20 protein-coding genes and 1 riboswitch are annotated in these 17051 nt (G+C 51.0%); of the genes, 17 read left to right on the forward strand and 3 right to left on the reverse strand.

Annotated features, from left to right (window positions below):
• The first annotated feature begins 209 nt into the window (after window positions 1-209).
• The 12 genes from KNP96_RS10850 to paaX all read left to right on the forward strand — a co-directional run bounded on the left by KNP96_RS10850 (window position 210) and on the right by paaX (window position 10630).
• Complete coding sequence (locus tag KNP96_RS10850) at window positions 210-1511, forward strand: phenylacetate--CoA ligase family protein (protein WP_214770463.1); 1302 nt, start codon at window positions 210-212, stop codon at window positions 1509-1511.
• A 20-nt stretch (window positions 1512-1531) separates the two neighbouring features.
• Window positions 1532-2503, forward strand: coding sequence for a 1,2-phenylacetyl-CoA epoxidase subunit PaaA (paaA, locus tag KNP96_RS10855; RefSeq protein ID WP_214770465.1), 972 nt, complete (start codon window positions 1532-1534; stop codon window positions 2501-2503).
• Between the two features lie 14 nt (window positions 2504-2517).
• On the forward strand, window positions 2518-2862 hold the full coding sequence (paaB, locus tag KNP96_RS10860) for a 1,2-phenylacetyl-CoA epoxidase subunit PaaB (protein WP_029332538.1): 345 nt from the start codon (window positions 2518-2520) through the stop codon (window positions 2860-2862).
• Window positions 2859-3644: a 1,2-phenylacetyl-CoA epoxidase subunit PaaC gene (gene paaC, locus KNP96_RS10865; RefSeq protein WP_088836213.1), complete on the forward strand. Its 786-nt coding sequence runs from the start codon at window positions 2859-2861 to the stop codon at window positions 3642-3644. The genes paaB and paaC overlap by 4 nt, the downstream gene beginning before the upstream one ends.
• A gap of 13 nt (window positions 3645-3657) precedes the next feature.
• A complete protein-coding gene (gene paaD, locus KNP96_RS10870; RefSeq protein ID WP_088836214.1) occupies window positions 3658-4155 on the forward strand; it encodes a 1,2-phenylacetyl-CoA epoxidase subunit PaaD in 498 nt (165 codons plus the stop codon).
• Window positions 4156-4170: 15 nt separating this feature from the next.
• Complete coding sequence (locus KNP96_RS10875; protein WP_029332541.1) at window positions 4171-4494, forward strand: EthD family reductase; 324 nt, start codon at window positions 4171-4173, stop codon at window positions 4492-4494.
• Window positions 4472-5248: an enoyl-CoA hydratase/isomerase family protein gene (locus KNP96_RS10880; RefSeq protein ID WP_214770467.1), complete on the forward strand. Its 777-nt coding sequence runs from the start codon at window positions 4472-4474 to the stop codon at window positions 5246-5248. Before KNP96_RS10875 ends, KNP96_RS10880 begins: the two co-directional genes overlap by 23 nt.
• 15 nt (window positions 5249-5263) lie before the next feature.
• Window positions 5264-6772, forward strand: a complete 1509-nt coding sequence (locus tag KNP96_RS10885) for an aldehyde dehydrogenase family protein (RefSeq protein ID WP_214770469.1) — start codon at window positions 5264-5266, stop codon at window positions 6770-6772.
• 52 nt (window positions 6773-6824) lie between these two features.
• Window positions 6825-7694, forward strand: a complete 870-nt coding sequence (locus KNP96_RS10890) for a 3-hydroxyacyl-CoA dehydrogenase (RefSeq protein WP_214770471.1) — start codon at window positions 6825-6827, stop codon at window positions 7692-7694.
• Window positions 7691-8899 carry an acetyl-CoA C-acyltransferase gene (locus KNP96_RS10895; RefSeq protein ID WP_214770474.1) on the forward strand — a complete coding sequence of 403 codons (1209 nt, stop codon included), beginning with the start codon at window positions 7691-7693 and terminating at the stop codon, window positions 8897-8899. The genes KNP96_RS10890 and KNP96_RS10895 overlap by 4 nt, the downstream gene beginning before the upstream one ends.
• Window positions 8896-9666 carry an enoyl-CoA hydratase-related protein gene (locus KNP96_RS10900; RefSeq protein WP_214770476.1) on the forward strand — a complete coding sequence of 257 codons (771 nt, stop codon included), beginning with the start codon at window positions 8896-8898 and terminating at the stop codon, window positions 9664-9666. The genes KNP96_RS10895 and KNP96_RS10900 overlap by 4 nt, the downstream gene beginning before the upstream one ends.
• A 76-nt stretch (window positions 9667-9742) precedes the next feature.
• Window positions 9743-10630, forward strand: a complete 888-nt coding sequence (gene paaX / locus KNP96_RS10905) for a phenylacetic acid degradation operon negative regulatory protein PaaX (protein ID WP_214770479.1) — start codon at window positions 9743-9745, stop codon at window positions 10628-10630.
• Between the two features lie 105 nt (window positions 10631-10735).
• Here the strand turns inward: paaX and KNP96_RS10910 are convergent, their stop codons facing one another.
• Entirely contained in the window at window positions 10736-11251 is a 516-nt protein-coding gene (locus KNP96_RS10910) for a gamma carbonic anhydrase family protein (RefSeq protein ID WP_214770482.1), read from the reverse strand.
• Window positions 11252-11334: 83 nt separating this feature from the next.
• Between KNP96_RS10910 and KNP96_RS10915 the strand changes: the two genes are divergently transcribed.
• From KNP96_RS10915 to KNP96_RS10930, 4 genes are all read left to right on the forward strand, one after another.
• Window positions 11335-12273: an NAD(P)H-dependent flavin oxidoreductase gene (locus KNP96_RS10915; RefSeq protein WP_214770485.1), complete on the forward strand. Its 939-nt coding sequence runs from the start codon at window positions 11335-11337 to the stop codon at window positions 12271-12273.
• Window positions 12274-12630: 357 nt separating this feature from the next.
• Complete coding sequence (locus KNP96_RS10920; protein WP_214767195.1) at window positions 12631-13059, forward strand: DMT family transporter; 429 nt, start codon at window positions 12631-12633, stop codon at window positions 13057-13059.
• A gap of 11 nt (window positions 13060-13070) precedes the next feature.
• Entirely contained in the window at window positions 13071-13748 is a 678-nt protein-coding gene (locus KNP96_RS10925; RefSeq protein ID WP_214770488.1) for a Crp/Fnr family transcriptional regulator, read from the forward strand.
• A 12-nt stretch (window positions 13749-13760) separates the two neighbouring features.
• The gene (locus KNP96_RS10930) at window positions 13761-14240 is read left to right on the forward strand and encodes a DMT family transporter (protein ID WP_214767191.1); all 480 of its coding nucleotides are present in this window, start codon (window positions 13761-13763) and stop codon (window positions 14238-14240) included.
• Window positions 14241-14636: 396 nt separating this feature from the next.
• On the opposite strand, the gene msrA is transcribed toward KNP96_RS10930, so the two are convergent.
• Window positions 14637-15167 (reverse strand): peptide-methionine (S)-S-oxide reductase MsrA, encoded by a 531-nt coding sequence (gene msrA / locus KNP96_RS10935; RefSeq protein ID WP_088836228.1) that lies wholly within the window; start codon window positions 15165-15167, stop codon window positions 14637-14639.
• 107 nt (window positions 15168-15274) lie between these two features.
• Window positions 15275-15381, reverse strand: a riboswitch (SAM riboswitch).
• A 70-nt stretch (window positions 15382-15451) separates the two neighbouring features.
• Complete coding sequence (locus tag KNP96_RS10940) at window positions 15452-16624, reverse strand: M20 metallopeptidase family protein (protein ID WP_214770491.1); 1173 nt, start codon at window positions 16622-16624, stop codon at window positions 15452-15454.
• A gap of 88 nt (window positions 16625-16712) precedes the next feature.
• On the opposite strand from KNP96_RS10940, the gene KNP96_RS10945 reads away from it, so the two are divergent.
• Window positions 16713-17006, forward strand: a complete 294-nt coding sequence (locus KNP96_RS10945) for a putative quinol monooxygenase (protein ID WP_029332555.1) — start codon at window positions 16713-16715, stop codon at window positions 17004-17006.
• Window positions 17007-17051 lie beyond the last annotated feature (45 nt).

Raw genomic sequence — 17051 nt, forward strand, 5'->3', positions numbered from 1 at the left:
TTTTTCCAAACAGTAGTATATTATGCCGTTTAAGATGGTGAAAAGACCTTAAATCCGAAAAAGGACGAAGATTCGATTGGGTGACGAAAGATATGGGAGCTTTTAACAAAATGAATCATTGACAACATTGTGAACGTATCGTAGGTTTAACGTATAACTAAATTTAAACGGGCGTATTTTTATTGTGTTAAATGAATGGGGGGTGCGCTATGTTTTATGATGAGGCACTTGAGACGATGACGCATGAAACACGACAACAACTGCAACTCAATCGTTTACGTGAAACGGTCCGGTATGCGATGGAACGTGTGCCGTTTTACCGGAAACGTTTTGAGGAAGCCGGGCTTGATGCTGTTGCCTTTGATCAGCTAGAAGATATTCAAAAACTTCCGTTCACCGGAAAAAGTGATTTACGTGAGAACTATCCGTTCGGGCTGTTTGCCGTCAAACAAGAAGAGGTTGCGCGCATTCACGCCTCGTCCGGAACGAGCGGCAAAGCGACGGTCGTCGGGTACACGCAGGAAGATTTGGACGACTGGGCAGGTGCCGTCGCACGTGGTCTCGTCATGGCAGGTGCAAAACGGACGGATTTGTTGCATAACGCGTATGGTTATGGACTGTTCACGGGTGGGCTCGGTTTACATGCCGGAGCAGAAAAACTCGGGATGACGGTCGTCCCCGTATCAGGCGGGAATACGGATCGGCAAATCACATTGATCGAAGACTTCAAACCGGCAGGGATTTGCGGGACACCTTCTTATGTGCTGCGCCTCGCAGAACGGATGGAAGAGCGGGGCATCAATCCCCGGGCAACGGGCTTACGTTATGGAATTTTCGGAGCTGAACCGTGGTCGGAAGAAATGCGTCGGACGCTCGAAGAAAAATTGAATATTACTGCACTTGATATTTACGGACTGAGCGAAATCATGGGTCCGGGCGTCGCAATCGAATGTCCAGCGCAACAGGGATTACACATCATGGATGACTTGTTCATCACGGAAGTCATTGATCCCAGCACGGGGGAACCGTTACCAGAAGGGATGGTCGGGGAACTCGTTTTTACAAGTTTAAAAAAGAAAGCGCTTCCAATTATCCGCTACCGAACGGGGGACCTTGCTTCGATTACACGTGAAACATGCGCTTGCGGTCGAACGACGACCCGGATGTCCCGGATTACAGGACGAACGGATGACATGATGATCATCCGCGGTGTCAACGTCTTCCCGTCGGAGATTGAACGTGTCCTGTTGAAACAAGATGGTGTCACACCACATTATCAAATTCATCTCGTCAAACGACATGGACTTGATGCGATCGAGCTGCACGTCGAGCTCGAAGAACAGACGCAGCAGGAAGCAGTCATGCGAACCGTCTGTGAAGCCATCAAATCAGAATGCCTGATTTCGATTGAAATGATCTGTCACCCGCGGTATGGCGTCACCCGTTCAGAAGGAAAAGCAGAGCGGATTGTCGATCGTCGGACCGAAACGTCGGATAAAGAACCTGTTTAAGACAAGAGGAGGAACTCAACATGTACGATGCAACACACTTGTTCGAACCGGAAGTCATGACGGAAGATGAAAAGCTCGCCCGGTTCACGGAACGAATCGAGAACGGTGAAAAGATTGAAGCCGATGACTGGATGCCTGCGTTTTACCGCGATACGTTAATCAAATTGATTTCGATGCACGGAATCAGCGAAATTATGGGCGCCTTACCAGAGAAGGAATGGGTCCCGAAAGCCCCGTCCCTCCGGCGAAAACTTGGGATCATGGCGAAAGTCCAGGATGAAATGGGGCACGGACAACTGTTGCTCCGCGTCGTCGAGGATTTGATGAAACCGTACGGGAAAACGCGCGGTGATTTGATGGATGACCTGTTTACGGGACGTCTGAAGTTTCACAACGTCTTCCACATGCCGACCCGTACGTGGGCAGATGCCGGAACGATCGGTTGGCTCGTTGATGGTGCAGCAATCATCACCCAGACGAACATGTTAGGGGCGTCATACGGTCCGTATGCCCGTGCCTTACAACGAATTTGTGCGGAAGAAGTGTTCCATGCGCAGCATGGTGAATCAATCATCATGGCACTTGCTGAAGGAACACCCGAACAAAAAGCGATGATTCAGGAATCACTGGATGAATGGTGGGAGTCGCTCTTGATGTTCTTCGGTCCGGCGACAAAAGAAACGACCGGAACATCGAAACAAGACATCACGATTGCCTATAAGATTCGGACGAAGACAAACGAAGAACTCCGCCAAAATTTCTTTACGAAGTATGTCCCGCGGATTCAATCGCTTGGACTGGTCATTCCGGATCCAACGCTCCGTTTTGACGAAGAATCGGGACAATGGATTTATGCCCAGCCCGATTGGTCGGAGTTTAAGAAAATCATTCAAGGCGGAGGACCGCGTTCGAAGGAGCGTCTCGCCTTACGCCGGACGTCTTATCAAAATAACGCGTGGGTCCGTGAAGCGTTGACCAAGACGATGGCATGAAGGAGGGGAACGACATGACGGAAACATTTTATCAGGAGTTCGAAGTGTTTAGTAAACGGACGCCGAACGCCGCGTTCACGCATCAATTCAGCTTGCTTGCACCAAACAAGGAAATGGCGTTACTGATGGCGCAAGAAAACTTCATGCGCCGCGAACCGGTCGTCGACATTTGGGTCGTCAAACGGACGGACGTCCGCGGCCTGACTCCGGACGAAAAGCAGATGTTGACGCGACTCGATAACAAGGATTACCGGACGACGAAAGGGTACGGCTACTTGAAGAAAAAGTGGCGCCATTATGAACAGCAGATGCTCGACGAAAAAGAAATCATGTCTTGGCAGGGAGGCGACTCGAAATGACGGAGCAAGAACGGACAGCGCTCGCAGCGTTACTGTATCAGTTAGCGGATGACGATTTTCTTTATGCGTTCCGCGGCTCGGAATGGCTTGGTCTGGCACCGCATATCGAAGAAGATGTTGCGTCCTCATCCATTGCCCAGGATTCGATGGGACACGCGGCGATGTATTATCAGTTGCTCGAAGAGTTAGGGGAAGGGAAGGCGGACGCATTGGCACACGTCCGGCTGGCGCATGAACGGAAAAATTCGATTCTCGTCGAACGGGTCAACGGTCCCGGATACTACATGGAGACACCGGAATATGACTGGGCGTATGCCGTCGTCCGGAACTACTGTTACACGCTGGCGAAAAAAATCCGCATCGATGCTTTAAAAAACAGCAGCTATGCCCCACTCGCGGCAGCCGCCGTCAAAATCAATATGGAATTGTACTATCACTTGCTCCACTGGCAAACGTGGTTCACGCAACTGTATCAAGCGACTCCGACGGCACGTCAAAAGATGGATGCGGCACTCGAACAAGTGCTGGCGGACTTCGGCGACATGTTTGATTACGGGGAGCACGGTGACGTGATTGAAGAGATGCGATTGATTGAAGGGCAAGGCATCTTACTTGATCGGTGGTATCAGACATTGACGCCGACGCTCGTCGAGTTGGATGTCACGTTACCGGAGATGCGGATGTCAGCCAATGGTCGCAACGGTGAACATTCGGCTGACTTGAACGATGCCTTGTCGACGCTCGGAGAAGTCTACTTGATTGACCAGTCCGCCGTATGGTGAGGAGGGATGCGTCATGACGACGCTTGCGTTACAACAAGAAATCCAGGCCGCGCTCGATACCGTCAAGGATCCGGAAATCGATGCCGTCAGCATTCTTGATCTCGGTATGTTCGACAAGATGGAGTTGACGGAATCTGCGACCGGTTACGCGATTCGGGTGACGTTGCTTCCGACATTCCTCGGATGTCCGGCACTCGACATCATCAAAAAAAATACGATTGCAGCACTCGAGCAAATTACGGCGTTACAAACAATCGACGTCGTCTTCATCTTTGACCCGCCGTGGACGTCGGACCGGATCACTGAGCAGGGCATCGAGGGACTGAAGTCATTCGGGATTGCACCACCACGCGTCGTCGATGGATCTTGGGAAATTGATTGTCCGTACTGTGGTTCGACGTTCGTATCGATCGAAAACCTCTTTGGTCCGACGGCATGTCGCAGCATTCTGTACTGTAAAACGTGTAAAAATCCATTCGAGGCGATGAAACCCGTCTCTACTCTCATGTGAAGGAAGGTAATTGATATGGTAAAACTAATCGCGCTTTATAAACACCCGGAGAACAAGGAACAGTTTGACGAGCACTACTTCAATGTTCATGGTCCGATCACGGCTAAAATTCCCGGCTTACAAGAGATGACCGTGACGAAAATCGTTGGTTCACCGATGGGTGGCGAAGGAAAATATTATTTGATGTGTGAAATGGTCTACGAAAGTCACGAGACAATGCAGGCCGGTATGCGTTCACTTGAAGGGAAAGCATCCGGGAAGGACTTGATGAGCTTCGCTGGGGATCTCGTCACATTGATGATTGGTGAAGAAGTCCATGCCGATGCAACAGTACGTTAAAACAGCGATTGATGGAGCGGTCGGACGCATCACTCTCAATCGGCCGGAGCGGTACAACGCCCTCAACCGGGCGATGATTCGTGAAATCGTTGAAGCGATGGAGCAGTTCGACCGCGACGAAACGATTGGTGCCATCGTATTGAGTGGCGCCGGAAAATCATTTTCTGCCGGAGCAGACATCGACGAGATGGTAGAGGCAACACCGATTTCGATGGAGCTCCTGGACCCGTTCGCCGATTGGGACCGCATCAGTCGGCTGAAGAAACCGCTGCTCGCTGCCGTTCACGGCTATGTCCTGGGTGGCGGGTTTGAACTGGCACTTGCTTGCGATTTGATTTATGCAACAGATACGACACGGTTCGGTTTCCCGGAAGTCAATCTTGGTGTCATGCCGGGAGCAGGCGGAACACAGCGACTGACGAAACGGATCGGCCGGACACGTGCCCTCGAATGGTTATGGACGGGGGAGCAGATGACAGCAGATCAAGCGGAGCGTTTTGGGCTCGTCAACCGACTCGTCGAAGCCGACCGACTCGAAGCGACGGTATTGACCGTTGCCCACCGGATTGCGGCGCAACCGAAGATGTCGGTCCGCCTGATTAAGGATGCCGTCGATAAAGCCGGCGACTTGTCGATTCAGGACGGAATGGAACACGAGCGGAGAAATTTCTACTTGTTATTTGCGACAGACGATCAAACGGAAGGCATGCAAGCCTTTCTCGAAAAACGTCAACCTACATTCAAAGGAAACTAAAAGGGAGTGGATGTCATGTCAACGGTACACGAAAAAACAATCGAAATGAAACGGTCGGTCTACCACCTCGTCATCAATGGGGAGCAAGTCGAAGGCACGACAGGCGAGACGTTTAAGACCTATAACCCGGCGACCGGCGAAGTCCTGGCAGAAGTGGCGAAAGCGTCCAAAGAAGATGCCGACCGTGCCGTCAAAGCAGCACGTGAGGCGTTTGACCATGGCAAATGGAAGATGTGGCCAGTTGGTCGTCGTGCGCAAATCCTGAACAAAATCGCAAGCATCATGCGGTCGCGCTTCAATGAAATCGTGGAACTCGAGATTCTCGATACCGGGAAATCGTTAGCGGCTGCGCAAGGACAAGTCACGCAGGCAATCGAAGACTTCGAATTTTATGCCGGGGCGATCGTCGGTCACCGCGGTGTCGTCAATAACGTGCCGGGACAATTCCACAACTACACAGAAAAAGAAGCAGTCGGTGTTTGTGCCCAAATTATTCCATGGAACTATCCGTTGATGATGGCTGCCTGGAAAGTCGCACCAGCGATCGCGGTCGGTTGTTCCGTCGTCGTCAAACCGGCAACGCTGACGCCGCTGACTGCCATCATTCTCGGAGAAATTTGTCTGGAAGCCGGTGTCCCGGCAGGCGTCGTTAACGTCATTCCGGGATCAGGACGCGAAATCGGAAACCATCTCGTCGAGCATCCGCACGTCGATAAAGTAGCCTTCACCGGTTCAACACCGGTCGGGAAAGACATCATGGGTCGGGCATCCGAGACACTGAAGCGTGTCACGCTCGAGCTCGGCGGCAAGTCACCGAACATCGTCTTTGAAGATGCGGATATCACGGCTGCTGTCGACGGCTCATTGTTTGGCATCTTCTATAACAGCGGTCAATCGTGTGAGGCACGGTCACGTCTTTACGTCCATGAAGACATCTACGAAACATTCATGGAACAATTCGTCGCGAAGACAAAGCAACTTGTCCTCGGGAACCCGTTCGATAAAGGGACACACATCGGGGCGATCATTGATCAACAGCAACTCGATGTCATCGACGGGTACGTCCAATCGGCAAAAGCGGACGGGGCCACGATCCTTGCGGGCGGTCAAGTCGAACAGGTCGAAGGATTCGAAAAAGGTTTCTGGTATGCACCGACGATCATCACGGACGTCACGCACGAGATGAAAGCGGTCAATGAAGAAATCTTCGGACCGGTCGTCGTCGTCATGCCATTTAAAGATGAAAAAGAAGCGGTCCGCCTCGCGAACGATACGGAATTTGGGCTCGGTTCAGCTGTCTGGACGAAGGACGGGGCGCGGGCGACACGAGTCGCGAACCAAATCAAAGCCGGGATTGTCATGGTTAACTGTCCGTTCTCAGCCTTCCCGGGTACGCCGTTCGGTGGCTACAAACAATCCGGTTTCGGTCGTGAACTCTGTATCGAAACGCTTGATTTATATACGGAAACAAAAAGTATCTTATCGTATTACGGAAGCCGTCCGCTTAATCCGTTCGGACTGTAAACACCAACGTGCGGACGCGAGTCCGCACATTTTTTTATAAGGAGGAATTCAGATGATTAATCAGATTGTCGTTGTTGGATCAGGCGTCATGGGTCGCGGAATCGCCTACGTCGCAGCCGCAAAAGGATTCGAAGTCACACTCGTCGATATCGAAACTGCCTTGCTCACTTCTGCCAAACAGGAGTTGGAACGGATTGCCGAAAAAGGAATCGTCCGCGGGAAGATGTCGGCGGATGAAGTCGAACAACTGTTTTTACACCTTCGTTTTTCAACAGACTTAACAGCGGCCGCAGCACACGCCGATCTCGTGATTGAAGCCGTCCCGGAACGGCTCGAAATTAAACAGTCCGTCTTCCGGACGATTGAAGCCGCAGCCCGGCCGGCATGTTTTTTCGCGACGAACACGTCGACGATGAGTCCGACAGAAATCGCCTCGTTCACGATGCGACCGGACCGTGTCATGGCGATGCATTTCTTTAATCCGGTTCATCTGATGCCGCTTGTCGAACTCGTCCGTGGACTTGAGACGTCGGATGAGACAGTGACGGCACTGACGGACGTCGCCGAACGGATGGGGAAAGAAACGGTCGTCATCCAGGAATTCCCGGGGTTCGTCACGTCACGGATCAGTGCGCTTGTTGGTAACGAAGCCTTCTACATGCTACAAGAAGGACTTGGGACGCCGGAAGAAATCGATAAGGCGATCAAGCTTGGGTTGAATTATCCGATGGGACCGTTCGAACTGGGAGACTTAGTCGGGCTCGATACGCGCCTGCATAATTTACGTTACTTACATGAGAAGCTCGGAGAAAAATACCGTCCGGCTCCATTGCTTGAGCAATACGTCAAAGCGGGACGACTCGGTCGTAAGACGGGACGCGGAGTATATGACTATGCCGAAAGCGGGGTGAAGGCACCATGAGGCGTGTCGCGATCATCGATGCCGTCCGGACACCGATCGGACGGTACAATGGGGCGTTAAAAGACGTCCGGCCGGATGACTTAGGAGCGGTCGTCATCGAAGCATTACTCGCCCGTAATACAGGTGTTGCTCCTGAAACAATCGAAGAAGTCATTTTCGGTAACGCCAACCAAGCGGGCGAAGACAATCGGAATGTCGCCCGGATGTCGGGCTTACTTGCCGGTTTACCGGTCAGCGTCGCCGGAACGACGATGAATCGGCTATGCGGTTCCGGACTTGATGCTGTCATCGCAGCCGCACGGGCGATTGCCTTAGGCGAAGGCGACGTCTATATCGCCGGCGGGACGGAAAGTATGACGCGTGCTCCATTCGTGATGGGGAAACCGGATGCGGCGTTCCCGCGTGGCAATCAAACGTTATACGATACGACAATCGGCTGGCGGTTCGTCAATGAACGGCTGGCCGAACAATACGGAACCGACTCGATGCCGGAAACGGCGGAAAATGTCGCGTCGCGTTACGGAATCAGCCGGGATGCCCAGGACGACTTCGCGTATACAAGCCAGTTCCGGGCGAAACAGGCGATCGATAGTCAACGTTTTGCGGACGAAATCGTTCCTGTTCGTTACGCAAATAAACGAGGAGCGATGCTTGAGGTCAGTCAAGATGAACATCCGCGACCGGAGACGACGCGCGAGAAGCTTGGCACATTGCGCCCGTTGTTTCCAAACGGAACGGTCACGGCGGGGAATGCGTCAGGTGTCAATGATGGTGCATCAGCCTTGCTGTTGATGAGTGAGGAACACGCACGCGAGCTTGGACTGACGCCGCTCGGGTTTTACCGGGCAAGTGCGACGGCAGGTGTCGAACCTGCCGTCATGGGGATTGGTCCGATTGACGCAACGAAAAAAGCGTTACGGCGCGCAGGACTGACGATCGAGCAACTCGACCTGATTGAACTGAATGAAGCATTTGCCGCACAAAGTTTAGCCTGTATCCATGAACTTGGTCTGGATGCGGAAAAGGTCAATGTCAACGGAGGGGCGATCGCTTTCGGTCATCCACTCGGTGCAAGTGGTGCCCGGATTTTGACGACCTTGTTGCATGAAATGAAGCGGACGAACCGGACATACGGGCTGGCGACGATGTGTGTCGGGGTCGGACAAGGAATCGCCTTGATAGTCGAACGGGAGGGACTGACATGATTCATTTTGAACGAAGTGGACAACTTGCGCTGATTCGGATTGATCGTCCGGAACGGATGAATTGTTTTGATTATCCGACGCTGGTCGAGCTACAGGAACTTGTGGATGCCGTCAAAACGGACGAATCGGTCCGGGTCGTCGTATTTACCGGGACAGGGAAAGCATTTAGTGCCGGTGCTGACTTAAAAGAGCGGGTGACACTGAATGAAACAGAAGTCCGTCGGAATGTGCTGGCAATCCGTGAAGTCTTTGCGAGCATCGCGGCGTTGCCTCAACCGACGATTGCAGCAGTTAACGGTCACGCGCTTGGCGGGGGATTTGAGTGGATGCTTGCCTGCGATTTCCGGATCATCGTCGACGGCGCGTTGGTCGGTCTGACGGAAACGAGCTTTGGTATCATCCCGGGAGCGGGTGGAACACAACGCCTTCCGCGTCTGATTGGGGAGACACGGGCGAAAGAACTGATCTTTACGGCGAAGAAAATTGATGCCGAGACGGCAGAACGATACGGGCTCGTCTCGCAAGTCGTCGCGACAAAGGATGCGTTGTTACCGGCTTGCTTTGAACTTGCAGCAGCGATGCTCCGTAATGGGCCGATTGCCATTCGTCAGGCGAAACAAGCGATCGATGGCGGAATGAATGTGTCGCTCGCTGACGGCTTACGACTTGAAACGGAAGCCTATGAGGCAGTCATACCAACCGAGGACCGGCTTGAAGCACTCCGCGCCTTTGCTGAGAAGCGAACACCGCAGTTTCAAGGGAGATGAGGATGGTCGCCACCTGAAATAACACGTATACTAACGGTACACAAAAAAACGTTATATCAAAGAGAGAGTGAATGACATGAGTGCGAATACCCAATCGATGATTTTTACGATTTATGGCGATTATATCCGGCACTACGGGAATCAGGTTTGGGTGGGAAGTCTGATTCGGTTGTTGAAGGAGTTCGGACATAACGAACAAGCCGTTCGCGTTGCCGTTTCACGAATGGTCAAGCAAGGATGGTTGATCTCTGAAAAACAAGGGACAAAAAGTTTTTATTCGCTGACGGACCGTGGGGTCGAACGGATGGAAGAGGCGGCGCGGCGGATTTACAAGTCGACGCCACACGTCTGGGATGGGAAATGGCGGACATTGATGTATACGATTCCGGAGGAAAAACGTCAGATTCGGGATGAGTTGCGGAAGGAACTGACGTGGAGTGGTTTCGGTAACTTATCAAACGGGGTCTGGATTTCTCCGAACCCGCTTGAAAAAGAAGCGACACGTCTGATCGAGGCGTATCAGATTACCGAATACGTCGATTTTTTCGTCGGCGAATACCACGGACCGCAACAAGATCAATCGCTCGTCGAACGTGCTTTTTTGCTCGACGAGTTACAAGCGCTGTACGAAGCATTCATCGTTGAGTACAGCCGGCGTTACATCGTCCACCAAAGCCAAATCCAACTCGGAGAGATGGATGAGGAACAGTGTTTTGTCGAACGGACGAAGCTCGTCCATGAATACCGGAAGTTTTTGTTTACGGATCCTGGTTTGCCGCAAGAATTACTTCCGGATGCCTGGAACGGACACCATGCGGCAGTATTGTTCGAACAATACTATCGCCTGCTTGCGGCACCGGCCAGCCGATTTTTTGAGTCGATTTTCAAAGAGACACACGACGTGACACAAAAAAGTGCTGACTACGATGCGTCGGAGCATCCATTGTTTGCGGAGCGGTCGTAAGCGCAAGTAACCTTGTGCTTACGACCGTAGCGTCAATTGAGAAATGAATCTATTACAGGTGAGCTCCGGTCTTCTGGAAGTTCACTTTTCGCATGTGGAAAACAGTTATTGTCCGAGCTGTTCCCGGAAGGCGTACCCTTTATCAACATAGGAGTCGATTGATTCCTGAATCATCTCGAGATCAGCTGGTGTCAACTGCCGCACGATTTTACCGGGGGAGCCGACGATCAAGGAGCGGGGCGGGAACTTCTTGCCCGGGGGAATCAACGTATTGGCGCCGATGATACATTCTTCACCGATTTCGGCGTGATCAAGGACCGTCGCCCCCATGCCGACGATCGATCTGCGACCGATGCGACAGCCATGGAGAATCGCATTATGTCCGACCGTCACCTCGTCTTCGACGATGACAGGTGCCCCTTCGTATAAATGAATCGTCGCGTTGTCCTGGATGCTGCAACGCTTCCCGATTGTAATCGGTCCTTCGTCCCCGCGTAATACGGCGTTGAACCAAACCGTTGACTCTTCACCGATCGTTACGTCACCGATTAAGAATGCTCCCGGCGCCACGAAGACGGTCTCCGCAAGTCTAGGTGTCGTATCACGATATGGAATATTCATAAAAATCCCTCTTTTCCGATTAATGAATTTCAATTCAGTCTTACTTAGTATACCATTCTTAAACAGCAGATTGGAGGAAGACGATGTCCCGATTATGTGAGTTACTGCAAATCCGCGTTCCAATCATCCAAGGCGGAATGGGAAATGTCAGTCATGCTGCCTTAACGGCAGCCGTCTCGAATGCCGGTGGTTTAGGAACACTCGGTTGTGGCACACGTTCGCCGGAAGAAATGCGCCGTTTGATTGAGCAGACCCGTCAATTAACAACGCATCCGATTGCCTTGAACATTGCGATTGGTGTCTCGCCGCATACGGAAGCCCTGATTGAATTAGCGATAGCAGAACAGATTCCGGTCGTGTCCTTATCAGCCGGAAACCCAGCACCCTATACTGAACGTTTACGGACGGCCGGAATTACGACGATTGCGGTCATCGCGTCAGTCAAACATGCATTAAAGGCAGAAACGGCCGGGGTCGATTTGCTTGTTGCAGAAGGTGTGGAAGCGGCAGGTATCAATTCACCGCTCGAGCTGACGACGCTGACACTGGTTCCGCAAATCGTGGATCAGGTCACGCTTCCCGTCATCGCGGCTGGTGGAATTGGAGACGGTCGTGGCCTTGCAGCCGCTTGGATGCTTGGTGCATCCGGTGTTCAACTCGGTACGCGGCTGATTGCGACGCAAGAAGCAGTCGTTCATGCGAACTACAAGAACCATCTCGTAGAAGCAACGGATCTTGAGACACGAATCATCGGTCGTTCCGTCGGTCGTGTCCGGCGTGTGTTAAATGGACCGTACGTTGCTGCACTACAAGGTGTTTCATCGCTTGATGAGTTTAACGCGAAGACGACAGAAGCGTATCACTTGACGGGTGCGGTCGATGGTGACGAGGTCAACGGGTATGTCAACGCCGGTCTCGTGTCTGGTCTCGTTACAGATATTCCGACCGTATCTGAATTATTCGAGCGGATGCAACAGGAAGCTTATACGCAAATTGAACGGGTGCGGGCCGATTATATGTAATGGATCAGTAATCAGTAAGGCGGATTGTTCCTGGGAAGACGAACAATCCGTCTTCGGACTGTAGACAACGTGCGATCGGGAGATCAAGCGTCGTTATTCGTTGCTTTCCCCGTAGGAGTCTACGAAACGTGACGCTTTTTAGGTGATATCGCTTTGAAGACGAGGCGAGACGGGGAAGCGCGAACGGATTGCATCCCGATATCGCATGGTTACGCCTCTTAATCGATTATCTACACGCTGAAGACGGGCAATCCGTCTTTTTTTATACAATTTTTTAAAATGGGACATTTGTCCTTTTCAGATAAGGTGAAAATAGTGTCTACTCATAACAGAAGAAACAAAAGGAGGTGCCTTAAAGTGCAGGGAGTTATATTCGCATTAATGAGTGGACTATTCATTGCGTTGCAGGGGATTTTTAATGCCCGTTTAGGAGATGCCATTGGTCCGTGGTTTTCGGTGACGATCGTTCATTTCGTCGGATTGATGGGGTGCTTAGCGATTTATAGTGTGGTTCGTGACCGGAAAATCGGCGGTTTTCGACAGCTTCCGCTCCTCTATGCCAGTGGCGGATTGCTTGGCGTACTCGTCGTCGTGACCGAACTGACGTCGATTCAGTTACTTGGCATGACGTGGGCGATGTGTTTGTTGCTCGTCGCACAAATTTTATGTGCATTCGTGATTGATTTGAACGGCTGGTTTGGTGTCATCAAAAAAAGGAGTAACCGGGGACAGTGGATCGGGATCAGTTTGATGCTTGCCGGAGTTGCGATTTTTTCACTGTCCTAAAGGGAGGGCCTATGCAGACGATTGAGACCTATTTAAAACAGTACGACTTAGCGGATATTTTTACGGAGACCAGTAAAGGCTATTTACGCATCGAAACGTTTTCGGAAGGGGACCTGTTATGTGTGACGGGTGAACCGATTGACCGGATGTATTTCATCGTCGAAGGAAAAATTAAAATCTCTGCAGCATCGGCTGAAGGGAAACAACGGATTTTACGCTTCAAAAAGGCGATGACGGTGATTGGTGATGCGGAATATATCAATCAACGGGAAGTCTTGAATACCATCGAGGTGATTACGGACGTCGTGGCACTCAGCATTCCGTATGCGATCTTACGTGAGCACAATACGACGAACACCTTTTTACAATTTTTACTGCGGGTCATTACGACCAAGTGGTACGCGGACTCGAAATCAGCATCATTTCATGTCCTCTATTCGGTCGAAGAACGATTTGCCGGATATCTGTTATCGATTACCTCGGACGTTTCCGACAGTCTGTTTTATCAAGAGATGCGAACGTCGAATCTCCATGACGTCGCCGATTGGCTCGGGACGAGTTACCGTCATTTAAACCGTATCATCTCAACACTTTGTGAAGAAGAAATCTTGGCGAGACGACGCGGGAAAATCATTATTTTAGATGTAGAGCGGATTAAAGAAAAAGCGAACGGAAATAGTTACGAATAAGGAGGGGCTAGCGTGGGACTAGGTATGTTTTGTGCGATTACGGCAGGAATGATGATTAGTTTACAGACGGTATTGAATGCACGGATGAGTCATGCGTTCGGGGCATGGGCGACGACGACCCTCGTCTTTTTTGTCGGGTTCATCGGTTCACTGTTTGCGCTACTCGTATTTCGGGGTGGCACATTCTCGAACATTCAAACGGTCGAACCGCTTTATTTATTCGGTGGTCTGGTCGGTGTCGGTGTCGTATTTTGTGTGATGCGCGGGATTCAGCTGCTCGGTCCATCGATTGCGATTTCGGTCGTCTTGATTTCGCAACTGAGTTTTGCATTATGTGTCGACTTGTTCGGTTGGTTCGGTTTACCGGAACTTGAGCTTTCGCTCGGACAAGTCGCTGGATTGCTTGTGATGCTAGCCGGTATTTTTGTGTTGAAACGATATCAAGTCGTAGAAATCGAATCTTCGGATGAGTTGTCGGAAAAGGTATCGTAATTCTTACGGTTAACTCTGGCAGTATAAAGTCGATTTTTTAGCGCGAAGACGAATCAGTAGTTGTGGAATGAAAGATTCGTTCTTTTCGTTGCTTTCCTCGGGCGAGGCGCAAGCCGTTGCTCCTTGATCCTCACGGACAACGAGCAGGGTCTTGCCAGCCTCTTGGCAGCGCGTGTTCACGCGCTTTTTCCCGTAGGAGTCAACGAAAAACGAAGTTTTCAGGGTGTACCGTAGAGAAAATCATAGAGTAGTGTTAGAGCGCAATCCGTCTCGAATCGCTTTGAAGACAAGGCGAGACAGGGAAACGCGAACGGATTGCCTCTTGTTATAGCATAGTCACTCTTCATAAGAGTTTGTCTACATGCTGAAAGCCCGCACGAAGCGGGCTTTTTTAGTTTAGACAGATACTTCTTCTTTCCAAGCCACATCGATGAATTCATCGCGACCGGATGCTTTCCGGTCTTTTTTGTAGTGTTCCGGATTCTTTTTGTGGAAGTTTTGATGATAGTCTTCTGCTGGATAGAAGGCTTGTGCCGCTTCGATTCGTGTGACGATCGGCTGCTTAAAGCGATTGCTCGCAGCAAGCGCGTCACGTGAAGCAATCGCAGCAAGGCGCTGTTCTTCCGTATGATAAAAGATGGCAGGTGCGTATTGTGTCCCACGGTCCTGGAACTGTCCGCCGGCGTCAGTCGGATCCGTTTGCGGCCAGTAAAGTTCGAGTAACCGCTCGTATGAGAATAACGCCGGATCAAATGTAATCTCGACGACCTCCGAATGACCGGTCGTGCCTGTTTTTATTTGTTCGTATGTCGGATTTTCGATTTGTCCTCCTGTATAACCGGAAACAATTCCGTGAATACCGGGCAGTTCTTCGAATGGGGTCACCATGCACCAGAAACAGCCTCCTGCGAATGTTGCTTTTTCCATCTATATCTCGTCCTTTCCGCTGGCGGTAGTCGCCCTGTAATCATTCGTGCTCTGACAGCGAGAAAACGAAAACGACTCCTTTGCTTGGTTGCAAAAGGAGTCGTCGCTTTTTATCAACCAAAGCTTGCGCTTTGCTGGTCGTAGCACCTTGCCACTGAAGGCAGGTTGCTGGGACGTCATCGATCCAGATCTCTCAGTCCACTCTTGATAAGTGTTATATGAAGTTGATTAAATTCGTTATCATTGATGTGATAATAGCATCTCTAAAACGACAAAGTCAATCATTAAGATTGTAAGGCATGCAGGACGGTCGCACCTAGAGATTTCGCGCCGACGAGTAGTGCCCGTTCATCGATTTCATATTTCGGATGGTGTTGCGGATAAATCGTACTCCCGTCCGTTTTGGCGGACCCCGTAAAGAAGTAGCTTCCTGGGGTACGCTCTAAATAATAGGCGAAATCGTCTGCTGCCATCATCGGTTTGAGTTCTTTGACAGATGCCTCACCTAAGAAAGCCGTCGCTTCTTTAACGAGATTTGTTTCTACCGGATGATTCCAAAGGGATGGATAACCCGTCGTAAAGTCGATGGAGTAGCTCGCACCGATTCCGGCACACGTCGTCCGAGCAACTAAATCGACCTGCTGGCGTAACTGGTGACGCAGCGCTTCGTCAAATGTCCGGATTTCACCGACAATCCGTGCCTCACCAGTAACGATGTTCGGAGCCGTTCCGGCATGGAATGAACCGATTGCGATGATGGCAGGTGAAAACGGATCAACGCGCCGACTGACGAGGTGTTGGAGATTACAGACGAGTTGTGCCCCGGCGACGAGTGCATCTTGTGTTTTATGAGGGGCTTGCGCATGACCACCCTGTCCGTGGACAACGATTTCGAATTCATCGATGGCGCACAGCGTATGTCCTGCGTGATAGCCAATTGTTCCGACAGGTAAGTCATTTTCGAGATGCGTACCGAAAATTGCATCGACCCCGTCAAGACAGCCGTCTTCAATCATTTGAATGGCACCACCCGGGAAGACTTCTTCCCCGTGCTGATGAATGAACACGATTGTTCCGTGAAGGTCTTCTTGCAGTGCTGTAAAGGCCGAGGCAAGACCGAGTGCAATCGCCGTATGTCCGTCATGTCCACACGCATGCATGACACCCGGATGAATCGAACGGAAGGCGAGATCCGTTTCCTCCTGCAGTGGCAGGGCATCGAAATCGGCCCGAATGGCGATGGTCTTTCCAGGATGTTTTCCTTTGAGGGTCGCGACGATCCCGCTACCACCGACGTTCCTGCGGTAAGGGAGACCAAGCTCATCATAAAATGAGGCGATGGCGTTTGGTGTCCGCACTTCTTGAAAAGAGAGTTCCGGGTGACGGTGCAGATCACGACGTCTTTCAATGATTTGTTGTTCGAGTTGATCGAGTTGAGTGAAGAGTTGCTGTTGCATCATAATCATCCTTTCAGGTTTTTGAGGTATGACTTTCTATAAAACGGGTAGAGATAGGAGTAATGAATGATGAGGAGGAAAACAAGTCATGGGAGAAATTATTGTCAACGCGGTCATCACAGTCAAAGCAGGTTTAGCCGATCAAGTCTTTCCGATTTTAAGTACGGTCTACAAAGCTTCACAAAACGAGCCGGGGTGCTTGCGTTATAGCTTACATCAATCGATTGAAGATGAACATCAGTTCATGCTGTATGAAGTCTATCAAGATGAAGAAGCGTTAGAAGCGCATATTGCGTCAGACCACTATAAAGCGTATCGCGAGCAAATCGAATTGTACTTAATCGATCGCCAAGTTACGAAATATGCGGAAATGACATTTTAATGTTAGCTAAAAGAAGCGGACCTCCCGGGTTAGGGAAGGTCCGTT

The organism is Exiguobacterium sp. s133, assembly GCF_018618595.1.
Classification (GTDB): Bacteria; Bacillota; Bacilli; order Exiguobacteriales; family Exiguobacteriaceae; genus Exiguobacterium_A; species Exiguobacterium_A oxidotolerans.